The sequence below is a fragment of the Bacillus sp. JAS24-2 genome, from assembly GCF_008274905.1.
Taxonomy (GTDB): domain Bacteria; phylum Bacillota; class Bacilli; order Bacillales; family Bacillaceae_G; genus Bacillus_A; species Bacillus_A cereus.
The window spans coordinates 1-16,801 of the sequence record NZ_CP031070.1 but is presented as its reverse complement, the minus strand read 5'-3'; the positions used below and the strand labels follow the sequence as shown (position 1 = coordinate 16,801).

Below are 16,801 nucleotides of genomic sequence, written 5' to 3'. Positions count from 1 at the left end.
ATTTAGTTGTAACATATTACATATAAAATGTAAACCGATAATTAAAAACTATTTAAACCGTTTTTTAAACCATGATAAAACCCTATTTTTTTAGTATTTACAATAGATTTTCAGTAAAATTCATACAAGATTAAACCTAATTTTAAACCGTTTTTTAATTATTATTTAAACTTATAATTAAACTAAAATTAAAACCTTAATTTTCTCTAACCTCTAAATAAAAGGTTGATATTATCGTCCGACATGTTCCGAAAGAAATATAGCACGAGATAGAAAATATAACTGCTGATGTTGATTTGAGAAACAGCGTGATATGGTTGGGGTGAAGAAAATTCACTATGTAACTGTGATTGATGGGAATGGTCAATTAACCTAATCACCTATAAGAATTAACTTAGGGTGACAATGATATTCTCTCATCTTGAAGGGGGTTTAAAACAGAACTAGACTGCAGACGTTTCGTCATTTAAGAATTCCATTCATTAGACTATAGTGATTAGGATTTGCGACTTTAGTCGTGAGAGTCTCATGCATATTAAAGAGGAACTAGAAAATACAAATTCAAAGAGTAAACATTTCAACTCGTAATAGAGCTGTTACAGGTGGAGTGGTAGAAGTTTATTAGAAAGAGCTGCTTCTTTCTAACCAATTAAAAGCGGCTCGTTCCATGCAGTACTTTGATGCTAATTACACAAAGAACGGTAGAACGGGTTGTGTTCCTGTATAGAATTATTAGTTCAACAAAGTTATATAGTAAAAAAGAAAAAATGAGTGTCCTAGTTTATCTTTTTTATTATATATAATTACTTTTGGTTCCGAACCAGTAGGAGATTCAACAGCAGAAGAGAAACCGGTTAAAAAAAACTATGATTCTAATAATTAAGCAGACGTGATCATTGTATCAATTGTTCTTATTTTAAGACTTAATATATGCGTAGTTAAAAAAATCAAGAATAGAACCTAGACGATGGTGAACTATTAAATTGAGTATCCTTTATATTTGTTGAATATTTTGGAACTAGAAAATCACATATTTACACCCTACATATTTGTCATGGCGCCCTAACAAATATGTACAATCCTTACACCATTAAAATATTTTGTTAGGATAATAGATATTCCCCGTCCTAACAAAATCAAAACACTCACAAAGTCAGTTATATCAATAATTTTTTGTGTTTTTGAAAACCAGAACAAATCCCAACTTCTGCGTACCAGTTTAAGTATCTGTACTCCCAAAAATCTATTCTATATTTTATAAGATTTTACAAGGTAATATAGTTATAACAATATATATATACGATACATATTATTACTTGATTCAACTAATAATACAGCGGTGTATATAAAGAACAATAAAACGTATAAATATAAATGTCCAGGGAAACAGAAATATTTTACTCTAAAAGAAGCAGACTTATTTGTCTTTACGATTTTACATTACAAAATAACTCTCATAACACGACAAATTACTCAATTATATAGTACATTTGAAGGAAGAGAATATTCAGAAGCAAGTGTGTTTACCAAACTTAATCAATATTCACGGTATGGTGGCTTACTAGCTAAAAAAGTTGAACAAAAGGATGATAGTATAACTAAACGCGCTTTGTTTTCGTTAAAAGAAAATACAATTGAATATCTTCAGGATATTAAAAAAATCCCACGAACAACATCAAAACGAGGAAATACACGAATAAATTCTAGTCACACAATGTGTTCACGTGAATTTATAATTCATACTCTTTTAGAAGCTACAAAAAAAAACACAAAGTAACGAGTTACTATTTGAGTTAGATATTCGTTCTTATCATCAAAAGAAAAATATATCAATTGAAGATGATAAGTTGCCGATCGTACCAGATAAGCATATTTTATACCAGGATAAGAATGTCTATATTGATTTGGATATGTCGAAAGAAATCAATTTCACCTTAGTTGAAAAGGTAAGGAAATACATACAGTATGCTCAACAATCAGACGAGAATATTTCTGTTGTGTGTGTTATGTATGATAAATCTATGTTCAATGCCACAGAGATTGCAACACCATATATTAGAATGAAAAAAACTATTATTCTCGATGCATGAATATCATGAACCTCTTATGACCATTCCAAATTTAAGAATGTACGTTTGTGCTGGAGATGTTATTTCGGACATAATTTTAGGTAAAGATGATACTCTAAACTTTGAAGAGGATATTTTATTACCACTTTCGAAACGAACAGTAGGAGATGCGAACTAGCGCTATGCATTTGTTGAAAAAGTACAGACATTTAAAGAACCTATTGATGCTGGGCTGCGCCGAGCATACAGAAGATATAAAAATGTCATGCAGAATTTCTTTTTATTTTTGGACATGAAAATGAGTATAGAGCAATTGCCAGATTAGATGATGTAGTATTTTCTAGAAGAGAAGGGGACACTGCAATTCCTCTCATAGTGATCTATCCTAAAAAAGATTGAAATAGGGATATACTCCTAATGGACACATACGCAAATGTTTTACTTTTTTCAACCGAGAACGAGAATGTGAATATTATGATACGTGCTGCAAATAGCCATTATCCAAGGAAAAGAACACGAAAAGAATTATACTGACCCATATCGCTTTTATATTAAACAATTAAATTATATTGATTTTTATTTTCTAGAGTGCTAGAATAGCGTTTGAACATGTAATAAAACAAAATCAAATCAGAACATATGAGGAAAAGGCAAGGGACACACGCTGTTTTACAGTGGGTGTCCTTTTCTTTTTTTATTTCAAAAAAGCGGAAAATGATTATGGAACTAGGAATTACAGCACTTACAGAAGGAAATTCAGCGCATGAAAAGTACATTTTAATGTCTGTTAGAGAAGCCTTAGCAAACCCTGAGTTAGTACTTCAGTACATTACAAAAGAAGGAGCAACATTCAATGTTTCCTTACAAAATATCAAAATCCCAAGTATGCCTAATTACCATTGATATAACGTACTCATTGAAACAGCACAAGGTAAAAAAGATTGCAGTTAATATTGCGGTACTCTTCCAACAAGAATATAACCAGCTCTGTTCAAAAGACAGCATTGACCTATATCTAAAACAAACGGAAGACACTGTAAAATTCTTCTTAGAAAAAACAAAAAACAAATTTAGCCCAGAACTGCATAATCGATTTAACTTACATCAAAAAGCGCAGTTGTTCTTATAAGAAACAGGTGAGAGGCATGGATACATTCAGTTACTATTAATCACGACTATCACACTCATTACTGGATTTATCGTTTCTTTCGATGTAGGTCTAGTGAACTATGACAAGCTGCTGTATTATGCGTTTGAACCACCAACACATCTTGTAGAAATTACATTTGTACCACTCATACTTATGTTTTTCTCCTTATTTCTTGGAGAGTTTAGCTTTCGGTTTTACAGCCGTTTTCCTGCCTTACATGTAAAGAATGTGAAATTGATTATCTTACTTGCTTCGCATTTTGCAATAGACGTACAATTTTTATGGCTTGAAACTGCTCCTATTCATTCCAAAGTAATCCCTTATCTATCAGATAAATCGAATCATGTAAACTTTGAAGAGTATAAAGCAATTGGTGAAGTGTTAACAGGAATTTTTTATACATTAACGATGATATTTGTTTTCTTACCAACCGTATTATGATTCTGTTCACTCTATGGTATAGCGGTCATATCGTCCATTATCGAAATGAGATCTTAGACTGGATTAAAAAGTACGAATACAAAAATCAGAAGTTGCAGAAATGGTTCGGATAAAGGGGAAAGATAGAACCTTGAATGGAATTATCATTGGTCCAATTGGTTCTGGTAAACCATCGAATCTAATTATTTCGATGGTTAATCACGATTTACACTGGATGTCTCACTTTATTAATCAGTTTGAAAAGATGTATAAAAAAATGATTATGATACAGAAGATGTAAAAGGGGCCTTTTTAAATGGTATCACTGTAATTGAACCCAGTAATGACCTAAGTCAAAAGGTACTTAAGCTAGTTCAAGCACATCATATCCCTGAAAGTTTCGTTTACTATATCGATCCTACCAATCCAGATACAAAAAATATTAATAACTTACGTGGTCCTATTGATAAAGTCTCAGAAGTCTTTAAGATGGTTATATAAGGTCTCTCTGAATCTAATAACGCATTCTTTAAGCAGGTACAACGTAACCATTTAAAGCAGCGTATCTATTTCTTAAAGCTGCATACCCCACAAAAAGATGTAACATACGATGCCTCATTTCCATGTATGACGACGTAGAACGCGTACATCGAATGCATTTCCTTCTAAAAGTACAAGTTGAAAAATTATATGATTTTGTTCAAACTGGTGCTGCTACACGTGACCAAAAGAATGAATATGAAATTATAAAAGGTATAGATGAGTGGTTTAGTACGACACGTTTCTCTATAAATAGTTAATAACTATGAAATGAGAAGACTATCTAGATTAACACAGATAGTAATAACTGATATAACGAGTGAGTGGAATGAAAGCCTTCATGTTGAGCTGAAACAAGTCTACATTGTTCGCTACGCCGACGATTTTAAGTTGCTCACCGACACACGAAATCGAACGCGATAAAGCTCACGCAAGCAAAAACTGGCTAGAAGAAAGATTGAAACTTCCTATCTCTGACGAAAAATCAAAAATCACGAATCTGCAAAAGCAAAAGAGTGAGTTTCTCGGCTTCACACTTAAAGTCGTTAAGAAAGGAAGCGGGAAATGGAAAAAACACGTCAAAAAAAGGGCAACTTACTACCAAAGGAGAAACGAAACCTATACAAAAATGGTGAACGAGAAATAAAATTCATCATGGAATCTGATATCTCCTCCAAAGCATTAAAGCAACTCAGAACGCAGTTGAAAGAATAAATTAAGAAAATAGCTAAAGCTCCTAACATTATCGCCAAAGTCGCAGAATTAAATAAATTCAACAGTATGGTCATAGGTATCCATAACTACTATGAACTAGCTACAAACGTGAGCCTAAATCTCAGAAGCATCGGAAGAAATATGGATAATACCATGAGAAACCGACTTCGAACAGGACAAACCAGAGGCAAAACGACTAAGGAATACACAAGGAATGGAAACTATGCAAGGAAAGATAAAGGAACCCTTAAATACTTCAAGCAAAACAAAAAGGCGCTTAGATACTGCATGGAAAGACCAGTAATCCCAGTCTCGCTCATACAAAGCAAGCCGCCAATGATAAAGAAGAATTCCATCAACAAATATACCCCCGAAGGGCGTTCATTAATCCACAAAAAATTGGAAAACGGAGTCACTGATGGGGAACTGAGATGGTTGAGGAACAATCCAATAACGGGAATCCGAGGAAGCATTGAACTAAATGACAACAGAATCAGTCTGTACGTGGCCCAAGTAGGAAAATGCGCGGTAAGTGGAATAAGGCTTAACCCACATCAAATGCACGTCCACCACAAAAATATGTGGAGCCAAACCAAAGGTGACAGTTACAAGAACTTGGCAATACTTCACCCGCGGATACATCAACTGGTACACGCAACTAGCGTAGAAACGATCCAAAATATTTTAAAACAGTTTGCCCTCACGGACAAACAGATTAATAAATTGAATAAACTTCGCAAGTCAGTAGGAAATGAAGCCATAAATCAAATACCTGCATAATAAAGAACAAAGCTGGAAAAGAATCTGGGAATAAACACTAAATTAGGTCAGTGAGAAAAGGAATAATGCAACATGTAAGGTGGAGCGCCGTGTGAGATGAAAGTCTCACGCACGGTGCGGAACGGGGGAAGGCTGAAAAGAGAATGGAACAATACTGTTTTACACTCAGTAAGCTACCTATCGTTATTCTTTACAGATTCTCACGAATCTGCAAAGAATATATTCCATGCGGTCAAAGAATATCTTGAAAATCATCTACAGCTTAATATATCAAGAGAAAAGTCAAAGATAACAAATATTACAAAGAGTAAATCAGAATTTCTAGGATTTAACTTAAAAGCAGTCAAAAAGAAGAATAAATTTGTTGCTAATACTCACGTTTCAAGTAAACAAAAAAAATATCTTAGAAAAAACCAAAAAGTTAATCAAAGAAATTCAACATAAACCAACTGTAATATCTGTCAACAAATACAATCAATATATATTAGGAATCAAAAACTACTACCGAACAGCTACGCATGTAAATTATAATTTTCGCCTAATAGCCTATCGTCTATCACGAACCTTATATAATCGACTTAAAAACCATGTATTCGAAAAATCAATAAACCCTTCGGTTTTATATAAAAGACTTCATAAAAACAAATATAAAACATACAAAATAATGGGAGTCTATTTATATCCAATAAGGTAACGGAGTTTCCGTAGGTGCGACAAGAAGTCGCTAATTAATAGTGCTGGTAACCAATCCAGATAGCTTAGTCATTGAGCTATTCCCAACCAAAACTGCGTTCTAAGTAATTGGAAGGTGGGTTGTAAGAGGTAATGTCTAACGCATTATTTTACACAGAGATAATACGGGGCAAGGGAAAGAATGAGAATGCATAAGCTTAAAGCTGAACCTTTGTAATCATCGTAAGCTCCAGTAAGCGTACTGTGGTTGTAACAAGCTTATTTTACGGATCAGAAGGACTGAATCTATGGACAGCCGTGCAATGACCCTACACCCATCGGTGTAAAGAATGATGCTTAACCCATTCGCATCTATGATTAGCGAAACTTGGTAAGCCCACTGTGTTCCATGTAAATGGTAGGGAAATTGTAAGAGGACTACAACACACACATAGCGGGTAAAGGATTGTGGAAAAAGCGAATGCCAGTAAGGTGAAAATCCATAAATATGTAGAGAAACTTCGACAACGAACCTTTCATGCCGAACAGTTAGGACAACATCGAAAATTAAGAAAATGCCAACACCTAATGTTAATAAGCAAAGCAAACCTATTATTAAGTATCAGAAGGGTAACACAAGTAAATAAGGATAAACGTACAGCAAAGATAGATGGATATAAAGCACTAATATCCAGAGAAATAATTGATTTATATAACCGAATCGAAGATTATAATATCCATTCTATCAGACCAAAACTTGCAAAAAGAATCTACGTTCTCCGATAACTCACATGGGTTTAGATCTAAAAAGAGCTGTCATACTGCGTTAACCCAAATTCAAAAGACATATAGAGATGTACGATGGTTTGTAGAGGGAGACATAAAAGGGTTTTTCAATAACATAAACCATCATACAATTATAAATATCTTTAAAAGAAGGATTAATGATGAAAAGTTTATAAAGTTAATCTGGAATTTTCTCAGCGAAGGTTTTCTCGAAGAATGGACATAAAACAAAACACTCTCTGGCACCCCACAAGGAGGCATAATCAGTCCCATACTATCAAACATTTATCTAAACGAATTGGACAAATTTATGAAGCACTACAAACAACAATTTGATAAAGGGACATGAAGGAAAACAAATCGTGATTATGGGTACCTATTGGAAAAGAAATATCGATTATGAAAAAAACATAAGAAATAATCGGAACAAATGTAAGAGGTAGAAAAAAGAGAAGTTAAAACACAGTGGAACAAACTACACAAAGAACAGCTCTCCACCCATTCAAAAAAAACTATGGACGAAAACTACAAAAGAATCGTATATACCAAGTACGCAGATGATTTCCTCATAGGAATAATAGGTAGTAAAGAAGATGAAATTCAAGTCACAGAAAATCTTACGATTTCCCTAAAAAAAACCTTGAACTCGAGTTGCCACAGAAAAAGACTCTCATGCCCCCTAGTGAAAAATTAGTACAATTTCTTGGTGGCGATATTACAATTTCAAGAGAAGAAGCAACAGCGAAAACAACCCACGGAAGGACGAAAAGGCTATTTTTTTTCACACCTAAACTATACGTACCCAAAAACAAATGGATAAAGAGCTTATTTCAAAAAGATGCACTAGCAATTGATAAAAATACAGACACTTGGAAACCGAAGCATAGAACCTATCTAAAAGATAATGACGACTTAGAGATTCTAAGTATCTACAACTTATAGTATTCGTGGTCTATACGAATACTATAAGTTGGCGAACAACGTAAGTGTTATAAATACAAATACATAATGGAATATAGTATGTATAAGACGTTCGTTAACAAATACAAAACAAGTGTAAAAAAATACTTAGCAAATATAAAACGAATGAAAAATTTGGTGTACGATACAAAACTAAAAACAGTGAAAAGATAAGATATCCTTATCATTTTAGCCAAGAAGACTCCTTCCTCAAGGAGCGTGAAGGGTCACAGCCCAGTGAGTAGGTGGGAGATGAATTGGCTTCGAACAAGGGATGGCAGGAAGCCATCTTAATTGCTCGACATACAGAAAGTGTTACTCCACTACTTATCAAATGTATGTTTGGTGTATAATAGTCATATACCGAAATGGAGGTGAATCAAATAATGATTAATAAAGCCTATAAGTTTCGTATCTATCCAAATCAAGCACAAGCAATTCTAATCAACAAAACGATTGGGTGTTCTCGCTTTGTATTCAATCATTTCCTATCCCTATGGGATCACGCATACAAAGAAACTGGGAAAGGTTTAACATATGGTACATGCTCTGCCAAACTTCCTGCCATGAAGAAAGAGTTTGTTTGGCTAAAAGAAGTGGATAGTATTGCGATTCAGTCGTCTGTTCGCAACCTTGCGGATGCGTATACACGCTTTTTCAAAAAACAAAACAGCGCACCGCGCTTTAAATCTAAGAAGAACAACGTACAATCTTATACCACAAAACAAACAAATGAAAACCTTGCCGTTGTAGGGAACAAAATAAAGTTGCCGAAACTAGGCCTTGTTCGATTTGCCAAAAGTCGCGAAGTAGAGGGGCGTATTGTAAATGCTACAGTTAGACGGAACCCTTCTGGTAGATATTTTGTGTCACTATTAGTTGAAACAGAAGTACAAGAACTTCCGAAAACACATTCTTACATTGGAATAGATGTAGGACTAAAAGATTTCGCTATTTTGTCAGATGGAACACACTATGAAAATCCGAAGTTTTTCCGATCATTAGAAGATAAGTTGGCGAAAGCACAGCGTGTTCTTTCTAGAAGAATGAAAGGATCTTCTCGCTGGAATAAACAACGAGTAAAGGTAGCTAGAATTCATGAATACATATCAAATACTAGAAAAGATTACTTGGACAAAATTTCAACTGAAATCATCAAAAACCACGATGTTATCGGTATAGAGGATTTGCAAGTATCGAATATGTTAAAGAATCATAAGTTAGCAAAAGCAATTAGTGAAGTATCATGGTCGCAATTTCGATCAATGTTAGAATACAAAGCAAAATGGTATGGCAAACAAGTCATTGTCGTATCGAAAACATTTGCTTCCAGCCAATTATGTTCTTGTTGTGGATATCAAAATAAAGACGTTAAAAATCTAAACCTACGTGAATGGGACTGTCCTTCTTGTCGTACACACCATGATAGGGATATTAACGCAAGTATCAATCTAAAGAATGAAGCGATAAGGCTTCTAACCGCAAGGACTGCGGGGTTAGCCTAATCAATTAGAGTTCGATAGAACTCTTTACTTAGGAATCCCCCACTTTCACTTCTAAACGAAGTGAAAGTGGGGGTAGTTCAAAACCAAGGATTTCAGAGACAAAAAAGTATAGATACCAAAACAGAAATCGATATTCTCCCAAACTGGACTTGTCGACATTTACTGGACACTCAGTTAGATAAATATTATGAATAAGCTCTCTTTTTATAAATTTGTAAAAATACCCCATTTATGAATTGTCATAAGGGTAGCCTTTTCTACTGACACTCGAAATAAAATGTACCCTATAGAATAGACACTTGAAAAAAGTCTATTCTATAGGGTATTTCTTGTATAATAAAAGGAAAATTGGGATCGGAGAATGTTGAAAATGACAAAAAAACTATTCACAGAAAGAGAAATTCAAATTCTATCAAATAACCTATACGTAAAATCTGTAAGTCAGAAAGGCATCACTTATACAGAGGAATTTAAGCATATTTTTATTGAGGAAAATGAAAAAGGAAAGCTACCTCGAAATATTTTTGAAGAATGTGGTTTTGATATAGATATGATTGGAATGAAACGAGTTATGTCATCGGGAAGTAGATGGCGTGCTGCTTATAGAAAAAATGGTGTATTGGGTTTAAGGGATACACGTATCGAAAACGCTGGAAGAACTCTTGAGAGAGAGCTTACGTTAGAAGAAAAGTATGCCCGTTTAGAAGCCAAACGAAACTTACTAAAGGCGGAAAACGAATTGCTAAAAAAATCAAACTTATGGAAGGGAGGATGAGAAGGAAATAACACTACCACCTAGTCAGAAATTCATCTTGATTCGTTCTGTCATCATGAAATACAACTTAAGGAATATGGTCAGTCATTTGTGTAAAGTAGCTGGTGTATCCCGTTCAGGATACTATAATTACTTTTCAGTTTCATCTCAAGAACAACGGAAACAAAAGAGTGATCGAGATGAAATCTTGAAGGAAACCATATTAAAAGCACTTCGATTTAGAAATAGAAACAAGGGGGCTCGTCAGATAAAGATGACATTGGCGGGTCAGTTTCAAGTTGTCTACAATTTAAAGCGTATCCGTAGAATTATGAAGAAATACGAGATTATCTGTCCGGTTCGCAAAGCGAATCCTTATAAAAGAATGCTTAAAGCTACAAAAGAACATCGAATAGTACCGAATCAATTAAATCGGGAATTTAAACAAAATACCCCAGGGAAAACACTTCTTACAGATATCACCTATTTAGTTTACGGTAAGAATCAAAGGGCCTATTTATCTACAATTTTAGACGGTTCAACTAATGAAATTTTAGCTTACCATGTTTCAGAACAGATGACATTAGAGCTCGTAACGACAACTCTCCATAAACTAAAAAAAAATCCGCGGATTCGATTGACTGAAGGTGCTTATATTCATTCAGATCAAGGATCCCACTACACAAGCCCTACCTATCAAAAGCTAGTTAAAAAGCTAAACCTTGGACAATCCATGTCAAGAAGAGGAAACTGTTGGGATAACGCCCCACAAGAATCGTTTTTTGGTCATCTGAAAGATGAAGCTCATATACAACCTTGCGCGTCCTTTAATGAGTTGAAACAAGAGATTAAGAAATATATGACGTACTATAATCACTATAGATATCAATGGAATTTAAAAAAGATGACTCCTGTTGGATGGTCTTACCCCTGTCAAGTAGACAGTAATAGATTAGGTGTCTTTTCATTAAGCAGCCTTAGTTCCAAATTCAATAGGACTAAGGTTGTTTAATCTTTTTTGAAATCTTTTGTTATTGTAATAGCCCATATATCTTTTAGTAGCCTTAAAAACTTCTGCTTTTTCATGAAACGTATGTCTATAAAAGCATTCTGCCTTAAAATGACTAAAAAAACTCTCTATACATGCATTATCGTAACAATTTCCCTTCCTAGACATACTCACAGTTATTTTGTGCTTTTTAAGTAATTGGTTATATTTTTTTGACGTATACTGATAACCTCGGTCGCTATGTAATACTGTTTCGTGGACTTTTCTTTTTCTTAAGGCTTTATTGACTGTGTCTGTAACTAATTTTAAATTGTTGTATTCGCTCATTTGGTAGGCCACAACTTCGTTATTGGAAAGGTCTAGTATCACAGAAAGATATATGCGCTTATTGTTAAAGGTAAGATAGGTTATATCTGTAACCCATTTTTCATTTGGTCTTGTAGTTGAAAACTCTCTGTTTAACAGATTTTCCGACACGACGCATTGTTCTTTTAAACCAAAATGCCTCCACTTTTTCTTTCGAATCTTAGCTTGTATCCCCATTTTCCTCATTAAACGATATACTCTTTTGTGATTTATCTGTAAACCATAATACTTTTTGAGCCATATACAAATTCTTCGGTAACCATAGCTTCCATTTATATCTGGATCTCGTTCGCATTCTACTATTTTAGACATGATAAATTGATCCTCTTTCATCTTTTCAGAGGGATCGTTGATTCTTTTTTCCCACTTATAATATCCACTTCTTGAAACACCTGCAATTTCACAAAGCAATACAATTGAAAAGTTCTGTTTTAAGGTATGAATGACTTCGTATTCTACTGATTTACTTTTGTTGACCTCATCTCCTTTTTCGTAGCTAATAGCTTTTTTAAGTATGCGTTTTCCGCTTCTAATCGTTGTATTCTAGCGTCTTGACTGACTTCATTTGTTTGTTTAGATCTTCCACGTTTTTCTTGTAGGCCCAGAATCCCCTCATTTTCATATTTTTTAATCCATCTATCTATAACTGAATATGTAACTCCCAATTCCTTTCCAATTAATTTGCTTCCAATTCCTCTATGTGAGTACAATTCAATAGCTTTCATTTTAAAATCAATTGAAAAAGTTCTTCTAATTTTCCCCATAAAAAATCCCCTCCATAATAAACAGTAAAGTAACTTTCTTTCAACTGTCTACTATAAGGGGATCATATCAGGATACAGAAATCATCTTCTTGATGTTGCCTAACTTTTTTCAAAATGTCCTTTACAAAGGATACAGATTATAAATAGAGGCTCTTTTTTCATTCATGCTCTCTGTCCCTCTAATAAATTTTTCGCCATCTTTCTAAATTCTTGATTAAATGCATCGTTCATCCCATTTTGCACGTTAGAGAAAAGAATTACAAAAATTCGTTTATCCCAATTAAAATTATTAAATGTGTTCCATCCAGCTAATACCCCATGATTATGATTATAGTCTGGGTAAATGTAAAAACTAAATCCATATTTTCTAGCGGATGATACAGTAAACATATCCGATAAGCTTTGTTTAGAAAGCAATTTACCATTCATAATTGACACATCCAGCCTTTTCATATCTTCAACAGTTGTATACATTTCACCGCAACCATATAACCAATTCATTCTTAGACGGGGCGTAGCAATTAACTCATTATCTTTTTTCGTATAACCTTTTGCTAAAAACACATCTCCAGGGAAAGGTGTACCCATCCCAGATTCATGCATTCCAACGGGTATAAAAATGTTTTCTTTCACATACTCAGCGAGCGGTTCATGCGTCAGTTTTTCTACAATATAGGCAAGCACCATGTAATTATAATCTGTATATCTCCATCCAGTCCCTGCAGGAAATTCAAGTTTTTGAGATCCAATCCACGTTACTAACTTTAAGTGTGATGCCGCATTAACGTTCCCTTGTCCCTGCTCTGGCAATCCAGAAGTATGTGTTAACAAATTTCTTAATGTAATATTTTTATCTGCTGGAAATGATGGAATGTATTTATTCACATTATCTTCTATATTCAATTTCCCTTTTTCTCTTAATTGCAATATAGATATTGCAACTACTGTTTTCGTAATAGAACCGATGCGATATTTTGTTCTTGACGTTGTTAAAACTTTATCCTTTACATTCGCATATCCGTATCCTTTTCGTAAAACCACATTATTTTTATCAGCAACGAGGACCGTTCCATTAAATCCTTTATCTTTTAAATACTGATCTAGTTTCGCCGCTGCAACTTCATAACGTTTTTTCTGATTCGCATCGACTTTCGAATTATCATTTTCAATCTTATTCTTAGAATCTGAAAATGCCTTCAAACTATATTTTTTATCTTTATTTGCATGTATGAGTACAGCGACACTCCCACAAAAAATAGCAAAAATAAAGAAAATGATTAACCCCTTCTTTAACATACAGGAACCCTCTTTTATCCAGTTTCACTTAATACTTTTCCATTCTATATCTTTTAAATTCTAAACATTTTATAATTATAGCATCTATCTATTATTCCTCATATTAAACTAGATTCCTTTTTCTCACATTCAAAGTTTGACTATTTTCTATTGTATTTCTTTCTTGCAAAATTTCCACCTTACAATCGAATGCATCCAACTTTAATTTCAATTTATTATGTAACATTTATTACACATTAGCAAGAATACCGGAGTAAATTTGAGAAATACTGATAAACTCAATTGTTTAGATGATACGATGTTTCATTATCAAGTAACTAAGAACAACATAATTTTAATTTAATATTATAGAAAATAAATAATGATTTTAAAATGTAATAGTTAAACAACATTATTATCGTTACACAAAAAAGACAAACCTCCAGTAATAGATACGTAGGTTTATCCTTTTGTATGTGAATGGTAAATATTTATTTAATACTAATAATGTATCCTTTAATTAAGTATTCTTCAACGGTTATTTACAAATGGTGGAATATATCCTAACTAAAAAATCTAATATAAATATATATCTTATATATTTATTAAAAATATATAGATAAAACTATTATAGGTAGCTACGATAGCCCTTAATTCTTACTCTATTAAGGATATTTCAAATGTATAGTCCAAAAAAATCATAAATTGAAGAATTTCCCAACGTAAAATCAATTGTAATTGTATTATCTAATCTACAAAAAACATAAACAAAAATAGATATTTCTACATGAAATATGAAACAAATTGATACATATGGAGTCATAATTATTCAACACTAAAATATGGTGTTATTTTCCTATTACACAATGATTTATCTAATATTTCCGTAATATATTCACATTTGATCCACATAAATCTTTAATGAATCAACATAATCCAGTATATGTACATAACTAACAAATATATTGATGATTTTTATTAGATATAACGCCAGAAATAGGTAATAACAAGTCAAATTAGATAATGTTATTCACATTGAATTAGAATCATCAACATATCCACTGAAATTAATTTTTTTCTTATGATTTTTTGTAGGTATATAAACATGTATTTATACCATAAATATGAGTTTTGTAGAAATGAGTATGGAAATATAGAAAAATAGGTGAAGTTACTTGTATAGAGATGCATAAAAAAAGACTCTATTATGAATAGAATTTATTGACATTTAGTATGATTGGAAGGTAATGGAAGTCCCTATCATACTAAAAATAACACGAATAGCCCTCTATCTTTGATTTTTTCAAAAATAGAGAGCTGTATGTTGTTAATTCGTTTCCATTGCTACCAGTACCTGATCAGCTGCAGTTACATTCATACCTTTACGTATTAAGCGTTCAAAGGTACGCATAAACGTAAGCAGATTAAAATGTGCCGGTAGGTCGATTACACGAAGCTTTTCTTTTGGTAATCTATCTATTTTTTCAATGAACCATTCACGTACATCGCTAGGGATCGAACGTTCTTTATGTCCTCTAGCTTTTAAAAGTTCACGCATTTCTATTTCTAACGCGACATACGCATGTAGATTTGTCCCTTGTTCAAATGCGTATTTTCTAAATAGCGTTTCTTCCTGGTACTTTAGATAGTTACGGTGATAGGATTCTTCTGTAACAGGTACAGCAAACTTTTGCTTCAGCAGATCATAAACGTTTCTAAACATCTTCTTAATATTGCGAAGTGAATACATCGAGTAATGTAAACCAAAGTCGAAGACAGCTTTTTCTCTTTCGCTGTTTTGTTCTTTTGGTACATGTTGCGCAATAAGAGGATAGATACCTTCTTTTGCCGCTGTATCGAATATTTTGTATTGTGATGCTTGATTTAATAATTTTTTTAGTGTGTACACGAGTTTAGTTGGATATTTTTCATTACGATCAATCATGTCACGTAAGCCACGAATCACACTACGTATTTGACGATTCCCTGTATGTTTCAGTACATGAATGAATTTATTTATATCAGAGGCAAACTCGCCAATATGCATCTCCTCTAGCACAGATTCGATAAAGCGGGCTTTACGAGCATAGGCAACTTTGGGTGTAAATGGATCTCGATAGTGCACTTCTCCGGCTTCTTTTGTACATAAGAAGTCAGTATGTAAAGATAGATACAAAGTTGTGTATCTTTTTATATTTTTAACCCCTTTTTGCATTTTGCAAATCTTGAAGAGGGGAGTACCTGTGCATGGTAATGCAGTTGTTAATTCTTTGATTACCGCCCGAACTTGATGCGGATACTTTTTATGTAAGAAGCGATACATCCCGCCAAAGTGCGTCTTGTTTCCTCGCTCATCATGCTTGTCCAATGAGCGCTTTAATGTTGTTTCCGTATGTTGTTGCATGGCAATGTCTAGGAATAGCTTCTTCGCTGCAACAGATAGCTTAAAGAAAGCTTTTGTAAATACGACTGGGCTAATATATACATAAGGATTTGCTTTTTCTGTTTCATCATTCATGAAATGAGTGAGTTTAATGGTATATCGGCCATCTATTCCATTTTTAATCGAAATAATGTTATGTAGGCTTAATTTTTTTAAAGCAATATAGAATTGAGAGTGCTGTATGTATGCGAATTCTTCTTTATACTGCTTGTAATCTTCCCACATCATATGTACGGTTACATTTGGAATGACTCCATTTGTGTAACATTTTTTATGAAGATATAAGAAGACTTCTAAATCTGCATTGGTAATCCCGTATAATTTATGTTTTCTTCCCATTGTTTTAGAGATAGCAGACATCGTACGACGTGAAAAAGATGGTTTCGCTTGTTCGACAAATCCATCTGCATCTGCAATACGTTCTTCGTATGTCATATGCTGCAGAATGTCTTCTAAATATGTATCTTTATAGCTGTAGTATTTCTCTTCAAACATTTCAACAAACTTCTGCCAGGATTTTAGCGTAACTAAAACCGTATTTGTTGATTCGCCTTTTAAACTACGTTGATTACGAATAATAAATGATTTCCCCAT

Annotated in this window: 11 protein-coding genes and 4 pseudogenes; 11 read left to right on the top strand and 4 right to left on the bottom strand. The window is 33.4% G+C overall.

Annotated elements, in window-relative coordinates:
* Positions 1 to 1,339: 1,339 nt before the first annotated feature.
* The 11 genes and pseudogenes from DN407_RS30200 to DN407_RS30160 all read left to right on the top strand — a co-directional run.
* A pseudogene (locus DN407_RS30200) lies at positions 1,340 to 2,603 on the top strand (replication-relaxation family protein).
* A 186-nt stretch (positions 2,604 to 2,789) separates the two neighbouring features.
* A pseudogene (locus DN407_RS30195) lies at positions 2,790 to 3,198 on the top strand (hypothetical protein).
* Positions 3,199 to 3,372: 174 nt separating this feature from the next.
* Positions 3,373 to 4,418 (top strand): annotated as a pseudogene (locus DN407_RS30190) (hypothetical protein); the annotation flags it as partial.
* 325 nt (positions 4,419 to 4,743) lie between these two features.
* On the top strand, positions 4,744 to 4,893 hold the full coding sequence (locus tag DN407_RS31995; protein ID WP_218954582.1) for a hypothetical protein: 150 nt from the start codon (positions 4,744 to 4,746) through the stop codon (positions 4,891 to 4,893).
* Between the two features lie 141 nt (positions 4,894 to 5,034).
* On the top strand, positions 5,035 to 5,673 hold the full coding sequence (locus DN407_RS30185) for an HNH endonuclease signature motif containing protein (protein ID WP_149217114.1): 639 nt from the start codon (positions 5,035 to 5,037) through the stop codon (positions 5,671 to 5,673).
* A 96-nt stretch (positions 5,674 to 5,769) separates the two neighbouring features.
* Positions 5,770 to 6,117, top strand: coding sequence for an RNA-dependent RNA polymerase family protein (locus DN407_RS32520; protein ID WP_255446568.1), 348 nt, complete (start codon positions 5,770 to 5,772; stop codon positions 6,115 to 6,117).
* Between the two features lie 696 nt (positions 6,118 to 6,813).
* Positions 6,814 to 7,131: a reverse transcriptase N-terminal domain-containing protein gene (locus DN407_RS30175; RefSeq protein WP_179955865.1), complete on the top strand. Its 318-nt coding sequence runs from the start codon at positions 6,814 to 6,816 to the stop codon at positions 7,129 to 7,131.
* Entirely contained in the window at positions 7,049 to 7,357 is a 309-nt protein-coding gene (locus DN407_RS32515) for a reverse transcriptase/maturase family protein (protein ID WP_347402783.1), read from the top strand. The genes DN407_RS30175 and DN407_RS32515 overlap by 83 nt, the downstream gene beginning before the upstream one ends.
* Positions 7,358 to 7,803: 446 nt before the next feature.
* Complete coding sequence (locus tag DN407_RS32510; protein ID WP_255446566.1) at positions 7,804 to 8,073, top strand: hypothetical protein; 270 nt, start codon at positions 7,804 to 7,806, stop codon at positions 8,071 to 8,073.
* A 404-nt stretch (positions 8,074 to 8,477) separates the two neighbouring features.
* Positions 8,478 to 9,596, top strand: a complete 1,119-nt coding sequence (tnpB, locus tag DN407_RS30165; RefSeq protein ID WP_149217113.1) for an IS200/IS605 family element RNA-guided endonuclease TnpB — start codon at positions 8,478 to 8,480, stop codon at positions 9,594 to 9,596.
* Positions 9,597 to 9,957: 361 nt separating this feature from the next.
* Positions 9,958 to 11,272 (top strand): annotated as a pseudogene (locus DN407_RS30160) (IS3 family transposase); the annotation flags it as partial.
* Positions 11,273 to 11,317: 45 nt separating this feature from the next.
* On the opposite strand, the gene DN407_RS30155 reads toward DN407_RS30160, so the two are convergent.
* From DN407_RS30155 to DN407_RS30140, 4 genes are all read right to left on the bottom strand, one after another.
* Positions 11,318 to 12,226, bottom strand: coding sequence for an IS3 family transposase (locus DN407_RS30155; protein ID WP_255446582.1), 909 nt, complete (start codon positions 12,224 to 12,226; stop codon positions 11,318 to 11,320).
* Complete coding sequence (locus DN407_RS30150) at positions 12,181 to 12,489, bottom strand: helix-turn-helix domain-containing protein (RefSeq protein WP_000516502.1); 309 nt, start codon at positions 12,487 to 12,489, stop codon at positions 12,181 to 12,183. Before DN407_RS30150 ends, DN407_RS30155 begins: the two co-directional genes overlap by 46 nt.
* A gap of 162 nt (positions 12,490 to 12,651) precedes the next feature.
* Positions 12,652 to 13,785, bottom strand: a complete 1,134-nt coding sequence (locus DN407_RS30145) for a serine hydrolase domain-containing protein (protein WP_149217111.1) — start codon at positions 13,783 to 13,785, stop codon at positions 12,652 to 12,654.
* A 1,306-nt stretch (positions 13,786 to 15,091) separates the two neighbouring features.
* Complete coding sequence (locus tag DN407_RS30140; RefSeq protein WP_149217110.1) at positions 15,092 to 16,801, bottom strand: hypothetical protein; 1,710 nt, start codon at positions 16,799 to 16,801, stop codon at positions 15,092 to 15,094.